This is a genomic window from Flavobacterium cheongpyeongense, from assembly GCF_003202435.1.
Lineage (GTDB): Bacteria > Bacteroidota > Bacteroidia > Flavobacteriales > Flavobacteriaceae > Flavobacterium > Flavobacterium cheongpyeongense.
This window is the reverse complement of sequence record NZ_QJHK01000005.1, coordinates 210,149-233,669: the sequence shown is the minus strand read 5'-3', so window position 1 is coordinate 233,669 and position 23,521 is coordinate 210,149. Positions and strand designations below refer to the sequence as shown.

The following is a 23,521-nucleotide window of genomic DNA, read 5'->3' as shown; positions in this document are numbered from 1 at the left end:
AGAATAATGAAAAAAACACAATTTAGTCTTGTATTATTTTTATCCCTTTTTAATCTTTTACAGGCCCAGAATACACTGCCGGGAACACCTCCGGTTATTGCCGGAAAAGATTTGACCGCTTATTTATTTGTGTATTTTACAGGAAACAGGGTAGAAGAAGAAGCAGTTCATTACGCCATAAGTGCCGATGGATACCATTATCATGCCCTTAATAACGATAAAGCTGTAATCGAAAGCAAAACAATCAGTTCAACTGGAGGAGTTCGTGACCCGCATATTTTAAGAGGCGATGACGGCAAAACATTCTACATGGTTTTAACTGATATGACTTCTTCAAAAGGATGGGACAGCAACCGTGCCATGGTGTTGCTAAAAAGTACCGACCTTGTAAAATGGCAGAGCAGTGTGGTTAACATTCAGACTGCTTTTCCCGGAAATGAAAATTTAAAACGTGTTTGGGCACCACAGACCATTTACGATGCAAAAGCCGGAAAATACCTGATTTACTTCAGCATGCAGCACGGTAGTGAAGCCGACAAAATTTATTACGCTTATGCCAATAAAGACTTCACAGCGCTGGAAAATGCTCCAAAATTATTGTTCGTTCCAAAGTCCGAAAAAGCCTGTATTGACGGCGATATCATAGAAAAAGACGGCGTTTACCATCTTTTTTATAAAACCGAAACCGATAATCCGGGTATCAAAGTGGCTACCACAACGGATCTGACATCTGGAAAATGGACAGAAAACGACAATTACCTGCAGCAAACCAAAGAATCTGTTGAAGGCTCAAGTATTTTCAAACTCAACAATACCGATGATTATATTTTGATGTATGATGTGTACAAAAAAGGCCGCTATCAGTTTACAAGAAGTACCGATTTAGAAAACTTCAAAGCCATTGATGATGAAATTGCAATGGATTTTAAACCGCGTCACGGAACTATTTTGCCAATCACACGTTCTGAATTGAAAAGACTGATTTCAAAATGGGGAATGCCGGCCAAGTTTCCAAAAATAAACAACAATCCGGTATTAGAAGGCTATTATGCCGATCCCGACATTTTATATTCAAACAAAACAAAAAAATATTACATCTACCCAACCAGCGATGGTTTTGATGGCTGGTCCGGGACGTATTTTAAAACCTTTTCATCAGAAAATCTGGTAGACTGGAAAGACGAAGGCGTTATTTTAGACCTTCCAAAAGACCTGAGCTGGGCCAACAGAAACGCCTGGGCACCTTGTATTGTAGAGAAAAAGGTAAAAGGAAAATACAAATATTACTACTATTTCACTGCCGCACAAAAAATTGGCGTTGCCGTTTCAGATAATCCGACAGGACCATTCAAAGACAGCGGAAAAGCCTTGGTAGCGACCAAACCACAAGGAGCAAAAGGAGGTCAGGAAATCGATCCCGATGTTTTTACAGACCCTAAAACCGGTAAAAGTTATTTGTACTGGGGCAACGGTTATATGGCTGTAGCCGAATTGAATGACGATATGATTTCGTTCAAAGGCGACATCAAATTAATTAAAGTCGACAAAACTTTCCGAGAGGGAACGTATGTAATCTACAGAAAAGGAACCTATTATTTCATGTGGAGCGAAGACGACACCCGAAGCCCAAACTACAAAGTACGCTACGGAACTTCAAAATCACCGCTGGGACCCATTGAAATTCCCGAAAACAACATCGTAATCCAGGGAATCGCAGATCAGGGAATCCACGCTACGGGACATAATTCGGTTTTACAAATCCCAAACAAAGACGAATGGTACATCACCTACCACCGATTTTCGTACCCAACCGGAATCAAGATGGGGCAGGCAGGAGGTTTTCACCGCGAAGTCTGCATCGACAAACTTGAATTCAACCCAGATGGAAGCATAAAACAGGTAACCCCAACACACGAGGGAATCCAGCCGATTAAATAATTTCAACTTTGATAGCAGTCTAAAGCCACTCTCTTTTTTGGGAGTGGTTTTTTTGTTTTTATGATGGTTTTTCTCAGAAGCTGTTTCCAGCTGTACACTCTATCTTTTGTGGCGAACCCCGCCACAAAAGGATGCCGTTTCCATCTGGGCTAGGGCAGTGGTTTTTATAAGAAGATGTTTGTTAGTAGTAATCATACAAATAAAAGTAAACTTTGATGATTTGTAAGAATAAACAAATATATTTGAAACTACTAATGCTTGCATTTGCCAGACATATGTGCGAGTTGTCGGTAAGTTTAGTGCAAATGACACCAAATAAAAAAGAAATAAACATTTAAAAATGACAGAATATACATTACCACATTTCGGAAAATTACCAACAGAAAATTTGGAAGACTATTATGATGTTGATATTGAATGCAACGAAAGCGAAATTCAGGTAGACCTAAATTTTGAAGACACAACTATTGAAACGTTAACAATGGATAAAGTAAAAAACTTTATTGAGAATATTGATAAATTTGACAAGCTAAACAAGTCGTATATTCATGATGATTACAGTGACGAAGATGGTGACACTGTAAAATTTTACTTAGAACATCATCTTAAAGAAATTAGTAAAGACGAAATTTCAATACTCATAAACTTTGACGACATATCAACAGAACCTGAACAGCAACTTTTGACAAAATTGAAATTAGTAAGAGTTGGGCTTTATCCTCACGATGAAGATAATTTTGCAATATTTGATTACACAATTGGACGTGAATTGACCGACTATTTAGTTGTAATAAAAACTGATGAGAACGGGCAATTGGACTATATGACAATGGAAAGCTAAAAAAACTACCTACAACAGCTAAAAGCAAGCTTTGCATTCGGCTTAATGGAAAATTGGTCTTGTATTTGGAAGATTTGGCAAATCCGAAAATAGGGCTTAATTTAGTCCCAAACCCGCTGGTAGTGGCGGGACGTTAGTGGTCAGGCTAAATCGACACGGAAAGTAAACAGAAACTATGACAGACATAAACATATACAAAGGCGAGTTTTGCATTTCAACCGACAAGGTAAAATTAGACCTTGACGCCATTCACGAATTTTTATCAACCAGAGCGTATTGGTGCATAAATATTCCGAAAGACAAGGTGCAAACTGCTATTGAAAATTCATTCTGCTTTGGTGTTTACCAAGACGAAAAACAAATTGGCCTTGCAAGAATCATTACCGATTTTTCAACGATTGCCTATTTGGGCGACGTATATATTTTAGAAGAATACAGAGGATTGGGGCTTTCTAAATGGTTAATGGAAACGGTTATGAACTATCCGAGTCTACAAGGTTTAAGACGTTGGATTTTACTCACAGGAGACGCACACGAGCTATATCGTAAATTTGGGTGGATAGACATTGCAGACCCAACCAAATGGATGGAACTTCATGATAAAAACGTTTATTCAAAGTAACAACGACAGGACAAAAACCAGCCCGAAACAAGCCCAAACCCCTAACACACGCTACAAGCAATTTGGGCATTAGGCTTAATTTGAAATTGGTTCTGTATTTGGGACGATTTACTTCGTCTGTTCGCTTCGCTCGGGTGGCAAAACCGAAAACTGGCCTTAATTTAGTCTCAAACCCGCTATAGTAACAGAACGTTATGTGAGATTCCAAAAAAAATAAGGAATAATTGAAGAAGTTACCATTTTTTGGTAACTTAGCTAAAAAAATTATGGGACGAAATACTTCTATATCGCTTGGTAATCATTTCGAAAATTTTATCGAACACAGTGTAAATGATGGAAGATTTAATAATGCAAGTGAAGTTATCAGAGCCGGTCTTCGTCTTTTAGAAGATGAGGAAAATAAAATTGTAGCTTTAAGAAAAGCAATCAATGATGGAGTTGAAAGTGGGCGTGCAGTAGATTTTGATGCTAAAAAACATCTCAACGTTTTAAAAGCAAGAAAAACATCAAATGGCTAAATATTATTTTACCAATAAAGCTGTTGATGACTTAACTGAAATTTGGGATTATACAATCGAAACTTGGTCAGAAATGCAAGCTGAAAAGTATTATGATTTACTTATGGCAGCATGTGATGATTTAGCAAATAATCCAGAACTTGGTAGAAACTATACTATAGTTACGAAAGGAATATTAGGTTTTAAATCAGGTGAACATATTATCTTCTACTCAATTATATCAAAGAACGAAATAGAAATCGCAAGAATTCTTCATGGAATAATGGATTTAAAAAGTAGACTATAAGGAACCTCACCTAACAGCTACAACGGATTTGGACATTCGGCTTAATGGAAAATTGGTCTTGTATTTGGAAGATTTGGCAAATCCGAAAATAGGGCTTAATTTAGTCCCAAACCCGCTGTAGTGGCGGGACGTTAGTGGTCAGGCTAAATCGACACGGAAAGTAAACAGAAACTATGACAGACATAAACATATACAAAGGCGAGTTTTGCATTTCAACCGACAAGGTAAAATTAGACCTTGACGCCATTCACGAATTTTTATCAACCAGAGCGTATTGGTGCATAAATATTCCGAAAGACAAGGTGCAAACTGCTATTGAAAATTCATTCTGCTTTGGTGTTTACCAAGACGAAAAACAAATTGGCCTTGCAAGAATCATTACCGATTTTTCAACGATTGCCTATTTGGGCGACGTATATATTTTAGAAGAATTCAGAGGATTGGGGCTTTCTAAATGGTTAATGGAAACGGTTATGAACTATCCGAGTCTACAAGGTTTAAGACGTTGGATTTTACTCACAGGAGACGCACACGAGCTATATCGTAAATTTGGGTGGATAGACATTGCAGACCCAACCAAATGGATGGAACTTCATGATAAAAACGTTTATTCAAAGTAACAACGACAGGACAAAAACCAGCCCGAAACAAGCCCAAACCGCTAACACACGCTACAAGCAATTTGGGCATTAGGCTTAATTTGAAATTGGTTCTGTATTTGGGACGATTTACTTCGTCTGTTCGCTTCGCTCGGGTGGCAAATCCGAAAACAGGTCTTAATTTAGTCCCAAACCCGCTGTATTGCAAAGACGTTATGCGGTATATTCCGAAAAACCGAAACCCTACAGAAAATAGACACAATGAATAACTACGACTTTAACAACAAGAAATTTGTACTAATTGAAAACTCCGAAAGTGGACAAGTAAACTCGGAAACTGTTTTTGAATATAGACAAGACAGCAATCTTGTAACCGCTGACTATTTTGGTGGAACAATAAAATATGGAAAAATTATTGCTGACTTGAAAGGAGATGAATTAAATATGTTATATCAATGTTTGACAACAGATAATTTATTGAAAGCGGGAAAAGCAATAGCTAAAATTTCTTTAACAGATAGCGGGAAAATAAAATTGAGTTTAGATTGGGAATGGCTAACAAACGGTAACGAAAAAGGCAAATCTGAATACATTGAAATTAACTAACCCAATAAACAAAAACTGTGGCTAAAATCGAACTAACTAAAGAGATTAAGGAATCTATTGACAAAAGCGTACTTTGTTGGCTCGCAACAGTATCAGTAGAAAACATACCAAATGTTTCGCCAAAAGAAATTTTTAATTATTATGGAACAGACAAGGTAATTATTGCAAATATAGCTTCTCCGCAAACGGTTTGTAATATTAAAATTAATGAAAATGTATGCATAAGTTTTATCGATATTCTGTTACAGAAAGGATTTCAAATTAAAGGGAAAGCTGAAATCATTGATGAAACTGACACCGAATTTTTAGCAATGGAAAAAATATTATCAAAAATGACTGAAGGCAAATTTCCTTTTAAATCTATAACCAAAATTACGATAGCACAAGTTAAAAGGATTATAGCTCCGAAATATATTTTATATCCAGAAACAACAGAAATTGAACAAATTGAAAATGCAAAAAAAGTTTATAGAATATAGAAACACCAACACAAAAAGTTTGAGCCTTACTTAATCGATTATAAGGGACCAACTTTATGGTTAAAAATACGCCGTATAACAGTGTTGAATTCTTAAACCATTCACGAAAAAGTCAGGTGACTTTTATTAGATTTACGGTTTTCGAGAACATTTAAAAAAATACGTAAAGTCTTCAGACTTTGCCAGCGGGATATTCATAAATTGAATTAATTTAGTGTGATTTATGAACATGAAGAGCTATATGAAGTGAGACTTTCAAGCACGGTTCCGTGAGAACGTAAGGGTGAAATTCCCTTGCGTGACTTGATTAGCAGTAATTTGAAACCGCAGAACCGAAAATTTTATGAGAGAACAAATATCAGTTGATAAAGCAATAAAAAGAGGACACTTGATTGTAAATGTCCCTGTATTCATTGCAATAATCGGTTGTCCAGCTTTAGCTCTTTATTTATCAGAACAGAACTTGATTCCTGGTTGGGGAATTGGAATTGCTTTCCTAATTGGATTTGTGTTAGCTTGGTTAATTTGGAGTTTTATGATAACCAAATGGAGAGTTTGGGCTTTTGAAAATGTTAGAAATGTTCACGAGTTAAAGAAAAGAGCAATTCAAGAAAAACTGATTTGGAATGATGGAAACATTTTCGAAAAAACTGAAATTAGAAATACCGATGATAAAAGAAAACTCAAAGACCTTGAAAAGAAATTTGAGCAAGAAGATGAATACAGAGAGGATTATTCACTTCCTCCAAAAATAGAAATTCACTTTTCAAAAGCGTATATTTATTTTGAACTCGGAATTTCAGTTTTAATAATTGGAGTCGGTATTTATTTATTCACTATAGGGGAAAAAAAACAATATATTTTGGGAGCAATTATGGCTGTAATTGGAATTTACAGCACAATAAAACAATACCGAAAAGCATTTAACAACAAACCACAAATAATAATTGACTCGAAAGGAATCCAAACTAAAAATGTTGAATTTAGAGACTGGTCAAATATAGAACTTGAGGAAGTAGTTCAAGAAGGTTACGGTAAATCCTCAAAATCCTACCTGATTTACTTTTACGATGAAGAAGAGTTTGAAAAGATAGAAATTGACTCTCTGAATGTAACACACAGAGAATTAGAGAATATATTAAGAACATATAGAATACGACATAATAAAAACTATAGCTAATAGCTAACAGATTAGTTGCATGCGCAGCACGAACAATGAAACCCGTGTTGAACGGAACCACTGAGACCGCAACACTGTAATGGGGCTACCAAAATAAAAGATTCTTAATCTGTTTTATCAAGTAGTACATTTCTAAAAAGACACATTGCAAACGCTTTGGTTTAGTTTGTACAAGTAAAACGGTACTCGTTCAAAACAATCAACGGATTGAGTTTTACAGCAAGTTTTTTTTGTAGTTTAAATCAGCTATATTTACGTTCAAAATAATAAAAAATGGAGGTTTTGAGACAAACGATGTTATGGGCTATTTTGCATCAGCAAACTGAAAGAAAATCAAGTAATAAAAAAATGAGAAATACAATTATAGCATTATTAATACTTTTGAGTGTCAACAGTTACGGACAAACAAAATATCAAAAAGGAATTTATTTAAATTATGAAGAAATAATTCAAAATAAACCGAGTGCAAATTATAACGTTGAATTAGAAAAAAGAACCGAAGGTGAAATTAAAATGAATGGCGGAAATGATTATCAATTAAATTCATTAGATAAATCAACTAACAGAGGTGAATTAAAAAAAGTAGTTGAAGCGTATTCCGACGGAGAAAATTTATATTTAAATTGTACTAAACTAGAAATTAGTAAATGGTACGCTAAAGTAATAAGCGCTAAAAAATATTTTGTTTTTAGTGGTTCATTTCCAAATAAATATAAAGAGTATGGATTAGAAATTGATAAATTGCCCTTTATGTTTGGTGGATTGGGTGGAGGATTAAGTGCAATGAAATTAGCAATGTTGAGATTTCCTTATATTATGGAAAAGTCAAATAAAAAGATAACTTTAGTTTCTGAAAAAAACATAACAGAAATTTTAACAAATGACAAAGAACTATTGGATAAATACAATCAAGATCCAGAAAAGAATAAAATGGAAACAATTCTAAAATATCTAGCAGAGTGGAATGAAAAACAATAAAAAAACAGCCCATAATAACCATCCCTCATAATATTTAAAAAGATAATTGTAGCGTTTGCAATGCGGGCTAATAAAAAAAGATTCTTAATCTGTTTTATCAAGTAGTAACTATCTAAAAAGCCACATTGCAAACGCTTTGGTTTAGTTTGTACAAGTAAAACGGTACTCGTTCAAAACAATCAACGGATTGAGTTTTACAGCAAGTTTTTTTGTAGTTTAAATCAGCTATATTTATGTTCAAAATAATAAAAAATGGAGGTTTTGAGACAAACTGATTAGCAGTAATTAAAAAAACTGAACGATAAAAAATGGGACTTGACATTAATATTGGAGTAAATAATGACGAAATTGTTTTTTCTGATGAATACCATAATGACGAAAATGGATATTTCGAAAGACATAGTCTGAGTAGAGAATTTTGTAATTTCATGAGTCGACAACATGTATTCTTAAGCCGTTTACGGAAAAGTCAGGAGACTTTTATTAGATTTACGGTTTTCATAAGAGCAAAAGTACAGTATTGAATATCTGATAAATCAAGAGTCATTTTGATGATTTAGGGTGATTTTTTTTATATTTGGTTAAAATAAAATCTGACTTTAGTCAGAACTATCTCTGTAATTTAGTCGTGATAGGTCTGATTTTATCAGACCTATATGCTAGTTGTATGCTATGTTAAAAGAACAGAACCTAATAAAGAGAAAATTTGAATTGGATAATTAGAAGCACTAAGAAATTGTATTGTCATACAAATCTAAATAATCTTTTAGATTCGTCGTGGATAGACATATCAGAATTTAATTGGTTAGTGTCAGATTTAGACGTTGTAAACTTTTCAAAACAAGAACTCCCTATTGACTTCCGTGAAAATTATTCAATACTTTCTTCCGAAAATTTCAAAAAAATAATCGAATCAAATCTTCAAATTATTTGGGGTGTGATTTCTGCCGTAAAAAAAACTGAAAATCCGAAATTTGACAAAGAAAACTTTCCTTACGTTGAAGGAAATGATAACGTTTGGAACAATGACCAATTTCAAGTGGAAAACGCAGTTTTTGAAATAACTGCTTGGGATAGTTCATATACAATTGTGAAATTTAAAGATGCAGAATTATCAGAAAAATTTAAGAATCACTTTGACGAAGCAATAGAATTAGATAAATACAAATTTTAGAACATAAAAAACACAGCATACAACACACGCTACAAGCAATTTGGGTATTTGGCTTAGTTTAAATATTGGTTTGTATTTGGAAGATTTGGCAAATCCGAAAGATAACGCTTATTTAATCCCAAACTGCTTGTAGCGCGAGAACGTTAGGCGATATATGACAAAAATGACAGAAATAATGATAAGAACATTTTATCCGATTGGGCAAGGTGCCTTCTACACAGAAAAACACGATAACAATATTAATATTGTATATGATTGCGGAAGTAAATCAAATAAAAATAAAGTGGATAAGAAGATTATAAATTCATTTAACAATGAAGTAATTAACATACTATTCATTTCACATTATGATGAAGACCATATTAATAAAATTCACTTATTAATACAAAATAATACCGTAAACATTGTAATCTTACCTTTATTACACGACGACGAAAGACAATTGTTATATAACTTTTATCTTTCTATAGGATTTAATGAAGTTGCAAGCTTAATTAATAATCCTGATTCATTTTTTTCGGACAATACAAAAATTATTTATGTCAGTCCTGATGAAGATATTAAAAATGATGAAGACGAAACAAGTATAACTTTAAAAGAATTAGAAACTAATAGTATCACAACTTTAAAAAGTAAAACAAAAATATTGATAAATGAATTTTGGGAATACATTCCATATAATCATTTATATACTCAACGCAATGAGGAATTGATTAATTTACTAAAAGCTAACACAATAGATGTTGAAAACTTAAAATCAGACCTAAACTATGGCCTAAAAAACATAAGTACTATTCGAAAAATATATAAAGAATTATCTGGTAATATAAATGAAAATTCATTAATTGTATATTCTGGTCCTTTAGAAAACGTAACAAGTCATATTTTACTTGAATGTCCAATATTTCTCAACCATTGGTTTATAAATGACAAAGTTGCGTGTATATTTACTGGAGATACCAACTTTAATATCGTGAATATAAAAGAAGTTTTTAAAAAGAAATGGAAGTTAGTTGGTACTGTTCAGATTCCACATCACGGTTCAAAAAAAGATTTTAATCAAAATTTTCTTTTAGAAAATAGCCTAATTTGTCCAATCTCTTTTGGTACTGAGAATATATTTGGACATCCATATATTAAAGCCATAGAATTAATAACTTCAAATGATTCATTCCCTAAATTAATAACAGAAAATACGGATACCATATACATACAACAAATAAAGTACATCGCCTAACAGCCACTACAACGGATTTGGGCATTTGGCTTAATGGAAAAATGGTTTTGTATTTGGGATGATTTGGCAAATCCGAAAATAGGGCTTAATTTAGTCCCAAACTGCTTGTAGCGCGAGAACGTTAGCGGTAATGTTGAAAAATGACGGAGAATTCAATAAAGTGATTTATGAAAATTATAAAAAAAACACTTCTATTTTTATTTACTATTAACTCATTCGCACAAACTATAAAACAAGAAAAAGATCTTTTAGGTGTGGATATGAGTTTTAATAATAGTTATTATAATGAAGGAACGAACAAATATTCATTTGGAGATTTTAGTGGTGCAATATTAGCATTTAACAAAGCAATAGAAATTTCTCCGAACGAGGAATATATTTACGCCAACAGAGCAGATGCAAAATTCGCACTTGATGATTTTCGAGGTGCAATATTAGATTATAGTATTTCTATTAAAATCAATGCTAATAGTTACTCATATAATAATCGTGGCATCTCTAAATTTAAATTAAACGATTATAGAGGAGCAATAAAAGACTATGACATGGCAATAATTGAAATAGATAAACTAATCGAAGAAGATCCTAATGATTACTATAAAAGCGAAAAAGCGAAAATTCAATTAAACAGAGGAAATGCAAAATTTATGCTTAACGATTTAACTAGTGCAATAAATGATTACAATTTAGCAGTATCTGAATATGAAATTGATATTGCTTATTTTAACATGGGAATTGCCAAAATTAAATTAAATCAAAAAGATAGCGGATGTCTTGATTTAAGCAAGTCAGGCGAATTAGGCTTAGAAGAAGCTTACAAAATGATAAAAAAATATTGCAATTAAAAAAGCACTACCGCTAACAGCCGTTTGGCGAGATTGAGGTTTTAGGCTGAATTTAAAGATGGTTTTGTATTTGGGAAATTTGTGTTCAACCGAAAATCTCGCATCTTTATTCCCCAACCTCGCCAAGCGCCAAGACGTTATGCGCAAATTTCCCACAATAGAGCTTTAGTTATGAAATGGACTTTTCTTTTACTTTTCCCTTTATTAGTTTTTTCGCAAGACAATAGTTTTAATGGAATAAAAAAACTGACGAAAGAAAAACTAGAAATTGTTATAAATGATAGTATTCAGAAAATGGAATCGCTTAATTTATACAATTTCCTTTTGTACATAGAGGAAGAAAAATTAGCGAATCTGAAAGATTACAATAGACAGTTAATCGCAAAAATGGAAGCGTCAAAATGGCCAATCGATTTACATTTTTTATCTAAAATTCTTATTGAGCAAAAAACCAAAAAAAACATTATTGAAAATATTTTAGATAAAAAAAGAGACGTTTGGGAACTAAATTCCAATTGGTCTCCAAAATTTTGGAAAATGATTAATGACAACAAATTGAATATTACGCCAAGTTCTATTTACACAAAGGAGAAAATAGCTGAAGTGATTGACAATTACGTAAAAGAAAATAAATTAGGAGCAAATCCAATACTTAGTCTCAATGGCTACGATCTCACAGAATATGAAAAAGACAAGCTTAAAGAGTATCTTTATCAATTTAATATTCTTTACATAGGATTTGTGTCGAAAGAAGAATGTCCTAAAACTTATGGTTACCGAGGAAGAGATGGAATGTTAATCGTGAAAACAAAATAAAATCTGCGCATAACAGCGGTTTCGCGCAATTGCTGGTTTTTATTTTTACGCGTTCACGAAAAACTTTTATCTTTAACAGAAAATAATCAGTTCGCTGGCTTCGCAACTGTCGCGAAGCCGCGGAACGTTACCGGTAATTTTCGCGGACGAACGGACTTGAAACAGAATCAATAAAATGAAAAACTTAGTATTACTTATTTTACTATTTAATGGCTTATGTTCATTTGGACAGAATCACCCTGCAAAATCTAAGTTGTTAAAATCAGGACATGTCAAAATTGATAGTATAGAAGTTCATGTTTCCGTTTACGAATACGGCGAAATTGTAACTGAAAGTTATTTTGAAAAAAGTAAAACCAAATTAAGTGTTGCTTATTTAAAATTTGATAAGTCATCTTATAAAATTTCAACCCGAGAAAATAGTTCAATGCCTGAAGATTTTTGGCGTACAAATGAATTTGACTTTGAAAATGGAAAAACGCTAAACGGAAAAGAAAGGTTTTGCTTTAGTGGAAAAATGAGTGGAATATTTGGAAAAACTAATGATGAATACGGAAAATATTTTAGCAGGACTCTGAATTCTAAATTTGTTGAAATATATGTAGCAGAATTGTTTGAGAAGATAAAAAACTACCGGTAGCAGCTACAACGGATTTGGGCATTTCGCTTAATGGAAAAATGGTTTGTATTTGGGATGATTTACTTCGTCTGTTCGATTCGCTCGGGTGGTAAATCCGAAGAATGGGCTTAATTTAACTAAAAAACTACTGATTATCAAGGTGTTGTCGGAAATAGCAACAGAAAACAACGAAAACAGAAATTCAACAGAAATCTAATAGAAACGAAGATGTTTAAAAATCATATTGACGTAAAATTGAAACATGAGAAATTCGTTAAAAAAGTTTGTGAAACAAGTTTGGTTTACGGATTAGAAAATGAAGATGGATTTGCAACTTCAAGTTCAAATGATTTGGAAGATGAAGACGGAGAACCGATTGGAATAATATGTTTTTGGTCAGAAAAAGCTTTAGCAAAATCATGTGCTAAAAATGGTTGGGAAGTATACGAAACAACAGAAATAAACCTAGCCGAATTTATTGAGAATTGGTGTATCGGAATTGACAATGATGAATTATTAGTTGGAACAAATTTTGACCAAAATATGTTTGGCTATGAAATTGAAGGTTATGAACTTATTCTAGAATTAATAGAAGAATTAAAGAAGAATAATAAAGATTTAGTCTTTGAAAAGTTTGAGAATTTAGAAGATTTGGAAACTCAAATTAGAGAAGCAATGGAATAAAAGCCACTATCCGCCAACAGCTACAACGGATTTGGGTAATTGGCTTAATGGAAAGTTGGTTTTGTATTTGGCAGTTTAGTGATAACCGAAAAATAAATCTTAATTTAGAACCTAAACCCTTTGATTACCATGACTTTAGTTAGAATGACCACGCAGAATCAACAATTCATTTGTAAATGAGTAAACCAACTTTTGAGGACTTTATAGAGCTTTGCAAACTAAACACAGAAAATGCATATGTTCCTGAATTACTAAATATAACAAAAGATTCAGATTGTATTTATTCATCAGGAATAATTATGCCTTATGAACACGTACTGGATATTTATACAATAAGATTAGAAATTGCAGAAGAAAATAAAAAACTTTCAGAAAATGAAATTTTAGATTCTAAAAGTTGTGTTAATAATATTTCTAAAGTTAAATCTGAAAATATTGGAATTTTAAATTTAGCTACTGAAAATAATTTTTATATGCTCTTTTATGAACCAAAAGAAAATAGAATTATTGGAATTATAAAATTTCTAAAAACAGAATCCCTAAATGATGTCGAAAATTACAATGATGAAACTATTCAAAAAGGATTTTCTTCAAAAGCTCAAAAATATTCAAAAGGAAAATTAATTAAAGAATGGAAATAATACTACTGCAAACAGCTACAACGTATTTGGGTAATTGGTTTTGTATTAGTGATGATTTCTTCGTCTGTTCACTATCTCGGGTGGTAAATCCGAAAAATGAGGTTAATTTAGTCCCAAATCTGCGGTAGTGAAGAACGTCAGGCTGTGAAAAAAAACGCTTCAAATTTAAAAAGTATTGGGAGGGCTGCCAAAGAAAAAACTCAAATAAGAGATTCTCAAGAGGCTGATTTTAGTTTTTTACAGACAGACGCCGGATGCCATTTTAGGAACCGCAGGACATGAGACTTTTAACAAAATAGTCATCAAAAATTTAAAAAAGATTTTTACTTTACAGAATTAAAAGGATTAAATATTTAAATTAATGAAACATATTATTCAAAGATGTCTAATTGGAATAATTCTGCTACAAGGATTTTCTGTCTACGCTCAAAAAAACACTGTATATTTTAATGAAACTGTTAAATCGAGAATTCGTGTAATAATTGATAATGACTTTGGCGGAGACCCCGATGGTTTATTTCAATTGGTGCATCATATACTATCGCCATCGGTTGAAATTAAAGGAATAATAGGTTCTCAACATTATAAAGATGGATTTTATGGTTCACCGGGTACTGTAGCTTATGCATGTACCAAAGTAAATGAATTATTAAGTATAATGCAATTAACCGGAAAACTGCCTGTTTATGAGGGTGGTGCTTCAGGGTTGGCAGATATTAAAACACCAATTGTATCAGATGGTGCTAAGGCTATTGTGCAAGAAGCAATGCGTGAGGATACAAAAATGCCACTATATGTGGTTTGCGGTGCAGGCTTAACCAATATAGCGAGTGCTTATCTTTTGGAACCTCGAATAGCTAAAAAAATTATATTGGTTTGGATTGGAGGTGCAGAATATCAAGGATTAGCATTACCACCTCCCAAGGGCAAAAATCTTGAATATAATTTAGGGATTGATATAAAAGCCACTCAGGTAATTTTTAATGTTTCTGATATTTCAATTTGGCAGGTACCAAGAGATGCATACCGACAAGCATTATATTCATATTCAGAATTAGTTTATAAATTTAAAGCAAATGGCTCAACTGGGGAATTTTTAATTGAAAACCTTGAGGATTTAATGAAAAGGTCAAAACGTTCTCTTGGAGAAGCGTATGTTTTAGGTGATAGTCCTTTAGTTTTACTAACTGCTTTGCAAACTTCATGGGAATCAGACCCGGCATCTTGTAAATATGCAATAAAACGAGCTCCAGGCATTAATGATTCTGGATTATATGAAGAAACTTCGGAGGGTCGTAAAATTAGAGTTTATACCAGTTTAGATACTCGATTAATGCTTGACGATTTGGTTGCAAAACTAGTTTTGTTGAATATGAAAAAATAAAAAAAACAGCATTCAGTCGGGTAGGCGGCTCCCCTCTGGTGCTCGTTTCGCAACGAGTGCCTACATAAATTTAAAAAGATAATTGTAGCGTTTTCGTGTTACCAAAACAAAAGGTTCTTGAAACGTTTTATTAAGTTGTAATTATCTAAAAAACACATTGCAAACACTTTGATTTTAAGACAAACTGACGTTGGCAGAGATTTTGTGTGAGAACTCGAAAAATAAAACTTCTAAAATGAAATATTTTTTTTTAATAGTGATTTTATTTAACTCTTGTAATAATTTAGAGTCCAAGAAGAACATAAATAAAGAGCAAAAAATAACAAAAGAAAAAGTAATTAAGAATATTTCAATATTGAGAAAATGTGGTTTTTTCAAATCTTATGAAAAATTAAATGACTATGAAATATTTGAGAAAATACATTTAGAAAGAAAAGCCAAGTATGCAAAAATATTTGAAAAAAAATACGACCCAGGAATGGAGTTAGATGAATTTGAATTAGCTTGTATTGACAAAACCAAAGCTATCTTTATTGATTTAGAGGCTGATGTTTGCAGGGAAAATAAAGTATATACAAAAGTAATAAAAGCATTTTCTGTGCTAACAAATAATGTTTTTAATCCAAAAAGAATAAAAGAAAATTGGATTGGAGAAACTGGACCAATAGAAATCGAATTTGAACTCGAAAATATAAAGTCAAAATTCAAACCTAAATATAATGATGATTGGTTAGATGAAATTGTTTTCAAAGTTTGTGAAAAGAAAATCAAAGAAAAAAATATTAGACTTGTTGATTGTTTAGGTGATAGCCAATATGGATTTGGACAATCAATATTAATAATGAGACTAACCAGAAAAGAGCAAAATATTTTACAAGATAATTTTAACTGGAAATTTGTAGAATAAAAACCCGATCACGATATGTCTCAATGATGGCAGAATGGCTTGCTGTACCTGCATTCACAATCCAATAAATTAGCTTAAAATAATTTATGAAAGTGAAAATTTGGTTCTTTCGATTTCGAAATAACTTCAACACTTTACTAATCCTGTGTCTTTTTCGACTTGTAGATATAATTAATTAAGCTGAAATACCTAAAAGGTTTAAAAAAAACTGAAGAACAAATGCAAAAATCAATAGATCTATTGAGAGTCCCGGCATGCCAGAAAAATGATACTCACGTGCACACTCTAACAGATGTTTTGGAGTGATTTTATTGTTTCGCTTGTTTTTTAATAAAAATTTATTGTTTATCAATAATTGTTTATTATATTTACAAAGTTATTTTAAATTTAATATTTATGTCAAAAACTAATAACTTCGTATTTTGGGGGCTATATATAGTGGCCTGGATGATTTTTGTTGGCTTGTGCATTGAAGCAGGAGGTTTAATTGTTAATTTCGTTTTCAGCTTGTATAGACCTGAATTTATCCATAATCTTTATCAAAAGCTGGACTTAATTAATATGTATCAAAGCAGTAAATTAGCTTTTTTCGCTGTTTATAGTTTTATTTTAATCATTTCAATTTTAAAAGCCTGGCTGTTTTATACAGTTACCGTACTAATGCACAAAATGGATTTGTCAAAACCATTCAGTACTTTTGTAGCAGGACAAATTTCACAAATTAGCTATTATACCCTTTCGATAGGATTTTTGAGTTGCATTGCCAGACAATTAGTTGAAAATTTAAAGCATCATGGTTTTGTTCCCGACAACTTAAACCAGTTTTGGGCAGACAGTCAGGCTTTTATTTTAATGGGAGCTGTAATTTATATTATTGCGACAATTTTCAAAAAAGGAGTAGATATTCAAAACGAAAACGATTTAACTGTTTGATCTATGTCAATAATTGTAAATTTAGATGTGATGATGGCCAAAAGAAAAATTTCTCTCAATGAACTTTCTGAAAGAGTTGATTTGACATTATCTAACCTTTCAATCTTAAAGACTGGAAAGGCAAAAGCAATCCGTTTTAGCACTTTAGATGCAATCTGTAAAGCCTTGGACTGTCAGCCAGGTGATATTTTAGAATACATAAGCGATAGTAAAACAACGGAGAACCATTAAGCTAAAATTTATTAGGCATGTAGAACTAACACGTACTCTCTTCTGGTGCTCGTTTCTCAACGAGTACCTACATAAATTTAAAAAGATAATTGTAGCGTTTGTGTGTTACCAAAACAAAAGGTTCTTGATACGTTTTATTAAGTTGTAATTATTTAAAGACCAATATTGCAAACGCATTCACTTAGTTTGTACAGGTAAAGAGAGCTTTATAGGTTAGCAGCTAAATAAATATATCAAAATTCAACTTCCTATATTATATTTTTCCTTGTAGTCGATAGGAGTTGTTCCGGTTATTCGAGTAAAAACTTCCCGAAATGCTTTTGCATCCATATAACCCACTTCATACATTACTTCATTGACGGATTTTCGCGAATTTTCAAATTCCTTTTTAGCAACTTCAACTTTTATCCTTTGTAAATAATCAAAAGGTCTGAGACCTGTTGCTTTAATAAATCTTCTGTCAAAGTTTCGTCTGCTTAATCCAAATTTTAAGGATAAATCTTCAATAGAAATCTTGTCCTGATAATTATCTTCCATAAAAGTTTGTGCTTCAAGAATAACATCATCATTATGATTTTTATGGCCTTTAAAAATTAAAAATTCGGATTGTAAATTTCTATCCAGATCAATCTGAAAGTATTTGGCACAATAAATAGCCGCTTTTCGGTCATAAAATTTTTCGACCAAATACATCAATAAATGCAAAAAAGAATATGCTCCGCCATTGGTATATATTCCGTTGTCGTCAGTTATCAGTTTATCAGTCTGCAAATCGACATTAGGAAATAAGCTCTTAAACTCTTCTGCCAATGCCCAATGAGTAGAGCAAATCCTTCCCGAAAGCAGTCCTGTTGAAGCCAGCATAAATCCGCCAGCACACATACTTGCAACTTCTGCTCCTTGTTTGTATTGTAGTTTTATCCAGTTAATGAGTAATTTATTGTTTTCTGTAGCCGTTTCATAACTCCGAATCAATGTGGCGGGAATAATAATAAGGTCGTTTTCCCGGCTTTCTTTTATAGTAAGATTAGAGTTTATGGATAAGAATCCATTTTTAAGCACTTTTTCATCCGAAGCACTTACCAAATCGACTTTAAATACAGGTTTTCTGCCCAGCTTTTCAAAAAAAGCATTAGCAGCACTAAATACCTGATAGCTTCCAACAATACAAGCAATGGTACTCATACTTGTCTGATCATCCGGAACTAATATCCCCAACTGTTTCATTTGAGTAAAATTTGGTATAAAGATAAATCAAACGAATGGCTAAATCAACCCCTTACAATGTCTAAATAACACTCTGATAAATTGTGTATTAGAAATTATCTTTGTCATTCAAATATAAAATTTAGAAACATGAGCAATTATACATTTTGTTTCGCAACACATAAACCGTCAAAGGAAATATTTGATTTATTATTAGATATAGATAAATGGTGGTCTGGTATTTTTGGAGAAACCATTACAGGTAACAGCCGAAAAATTGGTGATGAATTTACTTTTTCTGCTGGAGATGGCATGCATTTTTCAAAGCAAAAATTGGTAGAATTAGTTCCTTATAAAAGGATTGTTTGGGAGGTCACAGAAAGTAATCTTTCTTTTTTGGATAACCCAAAAGAATGGGCAGGCACAAAGCTTACTTTTGATATTTTAGAAAATAAAGGAGAAACACAAATTCAGTTTATGCATTTGGGGTTAGAACCACAAAATGAATGTTATGGAGGATGTTCGACAGCCTGGAAACAATATTTTCAAAATCTGGAACAAAAACTAAATAATTAATAAAAAACACCAACAGCAATATTTTTAATAATCGTATTGATTTCCTGCAATATGAATAACAAAACAGGAGATCAGACTTTAAAAGTAACAATAATGAAAGACAAAAATTATACGTCGATAATTGCAGTAAATAAAGATACCGAAACATCTTTCAAAGCTATTAAAAACTTTAGAGCCTGGTGGTCAGAAGAAATCGAGGGCAATACTGATAAACTTGATGAAACATTTTTCTATCATTACAAAGATGTTCATGTTTGCAAACTAAAGCTTATTGAAGAAATTCCAAACAAGAAATTGGTTTATCTGGTTATAGATAATGCATTTAATTTCACAAAAGATAAAACCGAATGGATAAACACGAAACTTATTTTTGATATTTTGAAAGAAGGCGAACATTGCAAAATAACCTTCACGCATGAAGGTTTAATTCCGCAATATGAATGTTATGAAGTATGTAACGATGCCTGGACAGGTTATATTCAGGGAAGTCTGAAAAAATTAATAGAAACCGGAACTGGAAAACCGAATGGTAAGGAAGGCGGATTAAACGCTGAACTCGTTAAAAAATGGGGACTCCCGAATAAATAAGTTTGGATGTTACTTTCTTCCATATAATCCTTCGGATATACTTTTATATTGAGTAAATAATTTTGTGTTATATCTTGTTGGGTTTGCTTACATATTTAGTACCCTTAATAAAAAATCTCCAGGGTAAAAGTGAATCTTCCTGTGCATACGCTACGCCAATACGAGGAGTTGAAACAATTTCATGCGTATTATACCGAATGCCATGATTCTCAATCCAGATTTCCTCTCCAGTTAAATCTTTTTGATTAAAAGACCTGTCGATACCCAGTGCTTTGGCAGCAGATCCCGGACCTGATGAGATTGCTGCTTTCGTGGAAGGAATCTTACGTCTGATTTCCATAATATCTTTTCCAATGAAGGGTTCAATACTGCGTATCAATATAGCATGAGGTTCACCCGCCACTGAAGTAACAACATTAAAAAGATGATGAATTCCATAACATAGATAAACGTATGAAACGCCTCCTTCGCTATACATCGTTTCGGTTCGGTTAGTACGTTTACCGCCATAGGCATGTGAAGCTTTATCAGTTACTCCAAAATAGGCTTCGGTTTCTGTAATGATACCAGCAGTTAATTCTCCATTAATTTGGGTAAAAAGTACCTTTCCCAAAAGATCTTTAGCAAGGAAAAGGACATCCTGATTTTGATAATAAGAAAATTGTAATTTTTCCGGATTATTTTTGGGAGATGCCGACATAAATTTTGTAGCGTTAACGGAGCTCTTTCTTCAAAAATTTAGCGGTGTAGCTTTTTTTGTTTTGTGCAACTTCTTCAGGAGTCCCTTTGGCAACAAGCTGTCCGCCGCCTTTTCCGCCTTCCGGACCTATATCGATAATGTAATCGGCAAGTTTGATAACGTCCATATTATGTTCGATTACCAGAATTGTGTTTCCTTTATCAACGAGTTTATTGATAACGTCCATTAAAACTCTAATGTCTTCAAAATGAAGTCCTGTAGTTGGTTCGTCTAAAATATAGAATGTATTTCCGGTATCTTTTTTAGACAATTCTCCTGCCAGTTTGATACGCTGTGCTTCACCCCCCGAAAGTGTGGTGCTTTGCTGACCCAGGGTAATGTAGCCTAAACCAACATCCTGAATGGTTTTTACTTTTCTGTAAATCTTCGGAATGTTTTCAAAAAACGGAACCGCTTCATCAACCGTCATATTCAGTACATCCGAAATAGATTTCCCTTTATATCGAATTTCTAAAGTTTCTCTGTTAAAGCGTTTTCCCTGACAGGTTTCGCATTCCACATAAACATCCGGTAAAAAGTTCATTTCGATTGTTCTTACACCGGAACCTTCACAAGTTTCGCAGCGACCGCCTTTTACATTAAAACTGAAACGACCTGCTTTGTACCCCCTGATCATACTTTCAGAAGTCATCGTAAACAGATTTCGGATTTCTGTAAAAACCTCCGTATAAGTCGCGGGATTAGAACGTGGTGTTCTGCCAATCGGGCTTTGGTCAATATCAATTACTTTGTCAATATGTTCTAAACCTTCTATTTTTTTGTATGGTTGTGGTTTTTTTACGCCATTAAAATAATAGGCATTCAAAATAGGGTAGAGCGTTTCATTAATCAAAGTGGATTTTCCGCTTCCTGAAACTCCAGTGACACAGATTAATTGTCCTAACGGAATTTCAATGGAGACATTTTTAAGATTATTTCCTGTTGCTCCGGTCAGTTTAAGGAATTTTCCATTTCCTTTTCTACGTTCTTTTGGAATCTCTAATTTCATTTTACCATTCAGATATTGAGCAGTAATCGTGTTCGATTTTAAAGTCTCGGCAGGAGTTCCAATACTGATGATTTCACCACCGTATTTTCCTGCTTTTGGACCAATATCAATTACATAATCAGCACGTTCGATCATGTCTTTGTCGTGTTCTACTACAATAACGGAGTTTCCGATATCACGTAATTGTTCCAATGAATGAATCAGTTTTTCATTATCTCTTTGGTGTAAACCAATACTTGGCTCATCCAAAATATATAAAACACCAACCAATTGTGAACCAATTTGTGTTGCAAGGCGAATACGCTGAGCCTCGCCACCCGAAAGTGATTTTGAACTTCGGCTTAAAGCCAGGTAATTCAGCCCTACATTCATTAAAAAGTTCAAACGGTCTTTGATTTCCTTAACTACTTCTGAAGCAATTAAAAGCTGTTTGTCTGATAAATGATTGTTCAGATCCAGAAACCAGGCTGTCAGATCAGAAATATCCATTTCACACAGCTCAGTGATGTTTTTTCCATTAACCCTAAAAAACTGGGCTTCTTTCTTTAAGCGGGAACCATCGCAAACCGGACAATCAATTTCGTCCATGAAATCTTTTGCCCAACGCTTTAAAGTTGTCGAGGAACTTTCATCATATTGATTTTTGATGAAATTAGAAATTCCTTCAAAATCAATTTTATAATCCCTTGTAACCCCCAGATCTTTAGAGCTTATCGTAAATTTATCTTTTCCGCCGTGAAGAATCATCTGCATGGCTTCTTCAGGAATTTTTTCAATTGGATCTGTAATTTTAAATCCGAATTTTTCTCCTATAGTTTCTAATTGCTTAAAAATCCACGAAGATTTATATTCACCAAGAGGAGCAAAACCACCAGCTTTTATAGATAATTTAGGATTCGGAATAATTTTTTTTACATTGATTTCATGCACAGTACCTAATCCATTACAATGTGGGCAAGCACCTTTTGGAGAGTTGAATGAAAATAAATTTGGTTCAGGATTTTGATACGAAATCCCTGTCGAAGGACACATTAAGTTTCTGCTGAAATAGCGTACTTCGTTAGAATCCTGATCCAAAATCATCAGGACATCTTCACCATGATGCATGGCCGTATTAATACTTTCTGCCAATCTTTTTTGAGTTTCGGCAGTATCATCTATGACCATTCTGTCAACAACAATTTCAATATCGTGCGTTTTATAACGGTCTAATTTCATTCCGGAAACCAAATCCTGAACTTCGCTATTTACACGAACTTTCAGAAAACCCTGCTTGGTAATTTGTTGGAATAATTCGGCATAATGCCCTTTTCTGGCTCTAATAATTGGCGCTAAAATGTTAATTCGTTTTCCGTTAAAATCCTGAATAATCAAATTTTTAATTTGTTCATCAGAGTAAGAAACCATTTTTTCGCCTGTATTGTAGCTGTAAGCATCGGCACCACGGGCAAAAAGAAGTCTAAGGAAATCATATATTTCTGTAATTGTCCCAACGGTCGAGCGTGGACTTTTACTTGTTGTTTTTTGTTCAATCGCAATTACAGGCGAAAGTCCGTCGATTTTGTCAACATCCGGACGTTCCAGCCCGCCAAGAAATTGTCTGGCATAAGCCGAAAAAGTTTCTACATATCGACGCTGTCCTTCAGCATAAATAGTATCAAAAGCCAAAGAGGATTTTCCTGAGCCTGATAAACCGGTAATTACGACCAGTTTTTCTCTCGGAATCGAAATATCGATATTTTTCAGATTATGAACTCTTGCGCCAAGAACTTCAATAGTATTGTCTTTTTCTAACATAATTTTGAGCAAAACGCAAAGTTACCACTTTGATTTATTCTTTTGTTGCTAGAGTATAGAAGTTTATGTTAAAAATTGTAACAAAAAA

Annotated in this window: 26 protein-coding genes; 23 read left to right on the top strand and 3 right to left on the bottom strand. The window is 33.1% G+C overall.

The window, feature by feature from the left end:
* Positions 1-6 precede the first annotated feature (6 nt).
* From DMB65_RS08365 to DMB65_RS08260, 21 genes are all read left to right on the top strand, one after another.
* The gene (locus tag DMB65_RS08365) at positions 7-1,938 is read left to right on the top strand and encodes a family 43 glycosylhydrolase (RefSeq protein WP_110306191.1); all 1,932 of its coding nucleotides are present in this window, start codon (positions 7-9) and stop codon (positions 1,936-1,938) included.
* Positions 1,939-2,278: 340 nt separating this feature from the next.
* Positions 2,279-2,779 (top strand): DUF2004 domain-containing protein, encoded by a 501-nt coding sequence (locus DMB65_RS08360; RefSeq protein WP_110306190.1) that lies wholly within the window; start codon positions 2,279-2,281, stop codon positions 2,777-2,779.
* 175 nt (positions 2,780-2,954) lie between these two features.
* Positions 2,955-3,401: a GNAT family N-acetyltransferase gene (locus DMB65_RS08355; RefSeq protein ID WP_073246144.1), complete on the top strand. Its 447-nt coding sequence runs from the start codon at positions 2,955-2,957 to the stop codon at positions 3,399-3,401.
* A 266-nt stretch (positions 3,402-3,667) separates the two neighbouring features.
* Positions 3,668-3,919, top strand: a complete 252-nt coding sequence (locus DMB65_RS08350) for a type II toxin-antitoxin system ParD family antitoxin (protein ID WP_110306189.1) — start codon at positions 3,668-3,670, stop codon at positions 3,917-3,919.
* Positions 3,912-4,205, top strand: coding sequence for a type II toxin-antitoxin system RelE/ParE family toxin (locus DMB65_RS08345; RefSeq protein ID WP_110306188.1), 294 nt, complete (start codon positions 3,912-3,914; stop codon positions 4,203-4,205). The genes DMB65_RS08350 and DMB65_RS08345 overlap by 8 nt, the downstream gene beginning before the upstream one ends.
* A 173-nt stretch (positions 4,206-4,378) precedes the next feature.
* The gene (locus DMB65_RS08340) at positions 4,379-4,825 is read left to right on the top strand and encodes a GNAT family N-acetyltransferase (RefSeq protein ID WP_110306187.1); all 447 of its coding nucleotides are present in this window, start codon (positions 4,379-4,381) and stop codon (positions 4,823-4,825) included.
* 240 nt (positions 4,826-5,065) lie between these two features.
* Positions 5,066-5,410 carry a hypothetical protein gene (locus DMB65_RS08335; protein WP_110306186.1) on the top strand — a complete coding sequence of 115 codons (345 nt, stop codon included), beginning with the start codon at positions 5,066-5,068 and terminating at the stop codon, positions 5,408-5,410.
* A gap of 17 nt (positions 5,411-5,427) precedes the next feature.
* Positions 5,428-5,889 (top strand): pyridoxamine 5'-phosphate oxidase family protein, encoded by a 462-nt coding sequence (locus DMB65_RS08330; RefSeq protein ID WP_230470628.1) that lies wholly within the window; start codon positions 5,428-5,430, stop codon positions 5,887-5,889.
* Between the two features lie 343 nt (positions 5,890-6,232).
* Complete coding sequence (locus tag DMB65_RS08325; RefSeq protein WP_110306185.1) at positions 6,233-7,069, top strand: hypothetical protein; 837 nt, start codon at positions 6,233-6,235, stop codon at positions 7,067-7,069.
* A gap of 273 nt (positions 7,070-7,342) precedes the next feature.
* Entirely contained in the window at positions 7,343-8,047 is a 705-nt protein-coding gene (locus tag DMB65_RS08320) for a DUF6563 family protein (protein ID WP_110306184.1), read from the top strand.
* A gap of 706 nt (positions 8,048-8,753) precedes the next feature.
* On the top strand, positions 8,754-9,221 hold the full coding sequence (locus DMB65_RS08310) for a hypothetical protein (protein ID WP_123955298.1): 468 nt from the start codon (positions 8,754-8,756) through the stop codon (positions 9,219-9,221).
* A gap of 163 nt (positions 9,222-9,384) precedes the next feature.
* Positions 9,385-10,458 carry a ComEC/Rec2 family competence protein gene (locus DMB65_RS08305; RefSeq protein ID WP_123955296.1) on the top strand — a complete coding sequence of 358 codons (1,074 nt, stop codon included), beginning with the start codon at positions 9,385-9,387 and terminating at the stop codon, positions 10,456-10,458.
* A 167-nt stretch (positions 10,459-10,625) separates the two neighbouring features.
* Entirely contained in the window at positions 10,626-11,303 is a 678-nt protein-coding gene (locus DMB65_RS08300; protein WP_110306180.1) for a tetratricopeptide repeat protein, read from the top strand.
* 171 nt (positions 11,304-11,474) lie between these two features.
* Positions 11,475-12,119, top strand: coding sequence for a hypothetical protein (locus DMB65_RS08295; RefSeq protein ID WP_110306179.1), 645 nt, complete (start codon positions 11,475-11,477; stop codon positions 12,117-12,119).
* Positions 12,120-12,294: 175 nt separating this feature from the next.
* Complete coding sequence (locus DMB65_RS08290; protein ID WP_110306178.1) at positions 12,295-12,759, top strand: hypothetical protein; 465 nt, start codon at positions 12,295-12,297, stop codon at positions 12,757-12,759.
* Between the two features lie 207 nt (positions 12,760-12,966).
* Positions 12,967-13,422, top strand: a complete 456-nt coding sequence (locus DMB65_RS08285; protein ID WP_110306177.1) for a DUF2750 domain-containing protein — start codon at positions 12,967-12,969, stop codon at positions 13,420-13,422.
* A gap of 176 nt (positions 13,423-13,598) precedes the next feature.
* Complete coding sequence (locus DMB65_RS08280) at positions 13,599-14,063, top strand: hypothetical protein (RefSeq protein WP_110306176.1); 465 nt, start codon at positions 13,599-13,601, stop codon at positions 14,061-14,063.
* A gap of 361 nt (positions 14,064-14,424) precedes the next feature.
* Positions 14,425-15,447 (top strand): nucleoside hydrolase, encoded by a 1,023-nt coding sequence (locus DMB65_RS08275; RefSeq protein WP_110306175.1) that lies wholly within the window; start codon positions 14,425-14,427, stop codon positions 15,445-15,447.
* Positions 15,448-15,682: 235 nt separating this feature from the next.
* Positions 15,683-16,354 (top strand): hypothetical protein, encoded by a 672-nt coding sequence (locus DMB65_RS08270; protein WP_110306174.1) that lies wholly within the window; start codon positions 15,683-15,685, stop codon positions 16,352-16,354.
* Positions 16,355-16,750: 396 nt separating this feature from the next.
* Entirely contained in the window at positions 16,751-17,287 is a 537-nt protein-coding gene (locus tag DMB65_RS08265) for a DUF2975 domain-containing protein (protein ID WP_110306173.1), read from the top strand.
* A 3-nt stretch (positions 17,288-17,290) separates the two neighbouring features.
* Positions 17,291-17,518 (top strand): helix-turn-helix domain-containing protein, encoded by a 228-nt coding sequence (locus DMB65_RS08260; protein ID WP_110306172.1) that lies wholly within the window; start codon positions 17,291-17,293, stop codon positions 17,516-17,518.
* A 240-nt stretch (positions 17,519-17,758) separates the two neighbouring features.
* On the opposite strand, the gene DMB65_RS08255 is transcribed toward DMB65_RS08260, so the two are convergent.
* Entirely contained in the window at positions 17,759-18,745 is a 987-nt protein-coding gene (locus DMB65_RS08255; protein WP_110306171.1) for a GlxA family transcriptional regulator, read from the bottom strand.
* Between the two features lie 129 nt (positions 18,746-18,874).
* Here DMB65_RS08255 and DMB65_RS08250 point away from each other — a divergent pair, with 129 nt between their 5' ends.
* Positions 18,875-19,300: an SRPBCC family protein gene (locus tag DMB65_RS08250; RefSeq protein WP_110306170.1), complete on the top strand. Its 426-nt coding sequence runs from the start codon at positions 18,875-18,877 to the stop codon at positions 19,298-19,300.
* 51 nt (positions 19,301-19,351) lie between these two features.
* Positions 19,352-19,888 carry an SRPBCC family protein gene (locus DMB65_RS08245; protein WP_230470627.1) on the top strand — a complete coding sequence of 179 codons (537 nt, stop codon included), beginning with the start codon at positions 19,352-19,354 and terminating at the stop codon, positions 19,886-19,888.
* Between the two features lie 67 nt (positions 19,889-19,955).
* Here DMB65_RS08245 and DMB65_RS08240 read toward each other — a convergent pair whose 3' ends face one another.
* Together DMB65_RS08240 and uvrA are read right to left on the bottom strand one after the other, a co-directional pair.
* Positions 19,956-20,588 carry a DNA-3-methyladenine glycosylase gene (locus DMB65_RS08240; RefSeq protein WP_110306169.1) on the bottom strand — a complete coding sequence of 211 codons (633 nt, stop codon included), beginning with the start codon at positions 20,586-20,588 and terminating at the stop codon, positions 19,956-19,958.
* Between the two features lie 13 nt (positions 20,589-20,601).
* A complete protein-coding gene (gene uvrA, locus DMB65_RS08235) occupies positions 20,602-23,433 on the bottom strand; it encodes an excinuclease ABC subunit UvrA (protein ID WP_110306168.1) in 2,832 nt (943 codons plus the stop codon).
* Between the last annotated feature and the right edge of the window lie 88 nt (positions 23,434-23,521).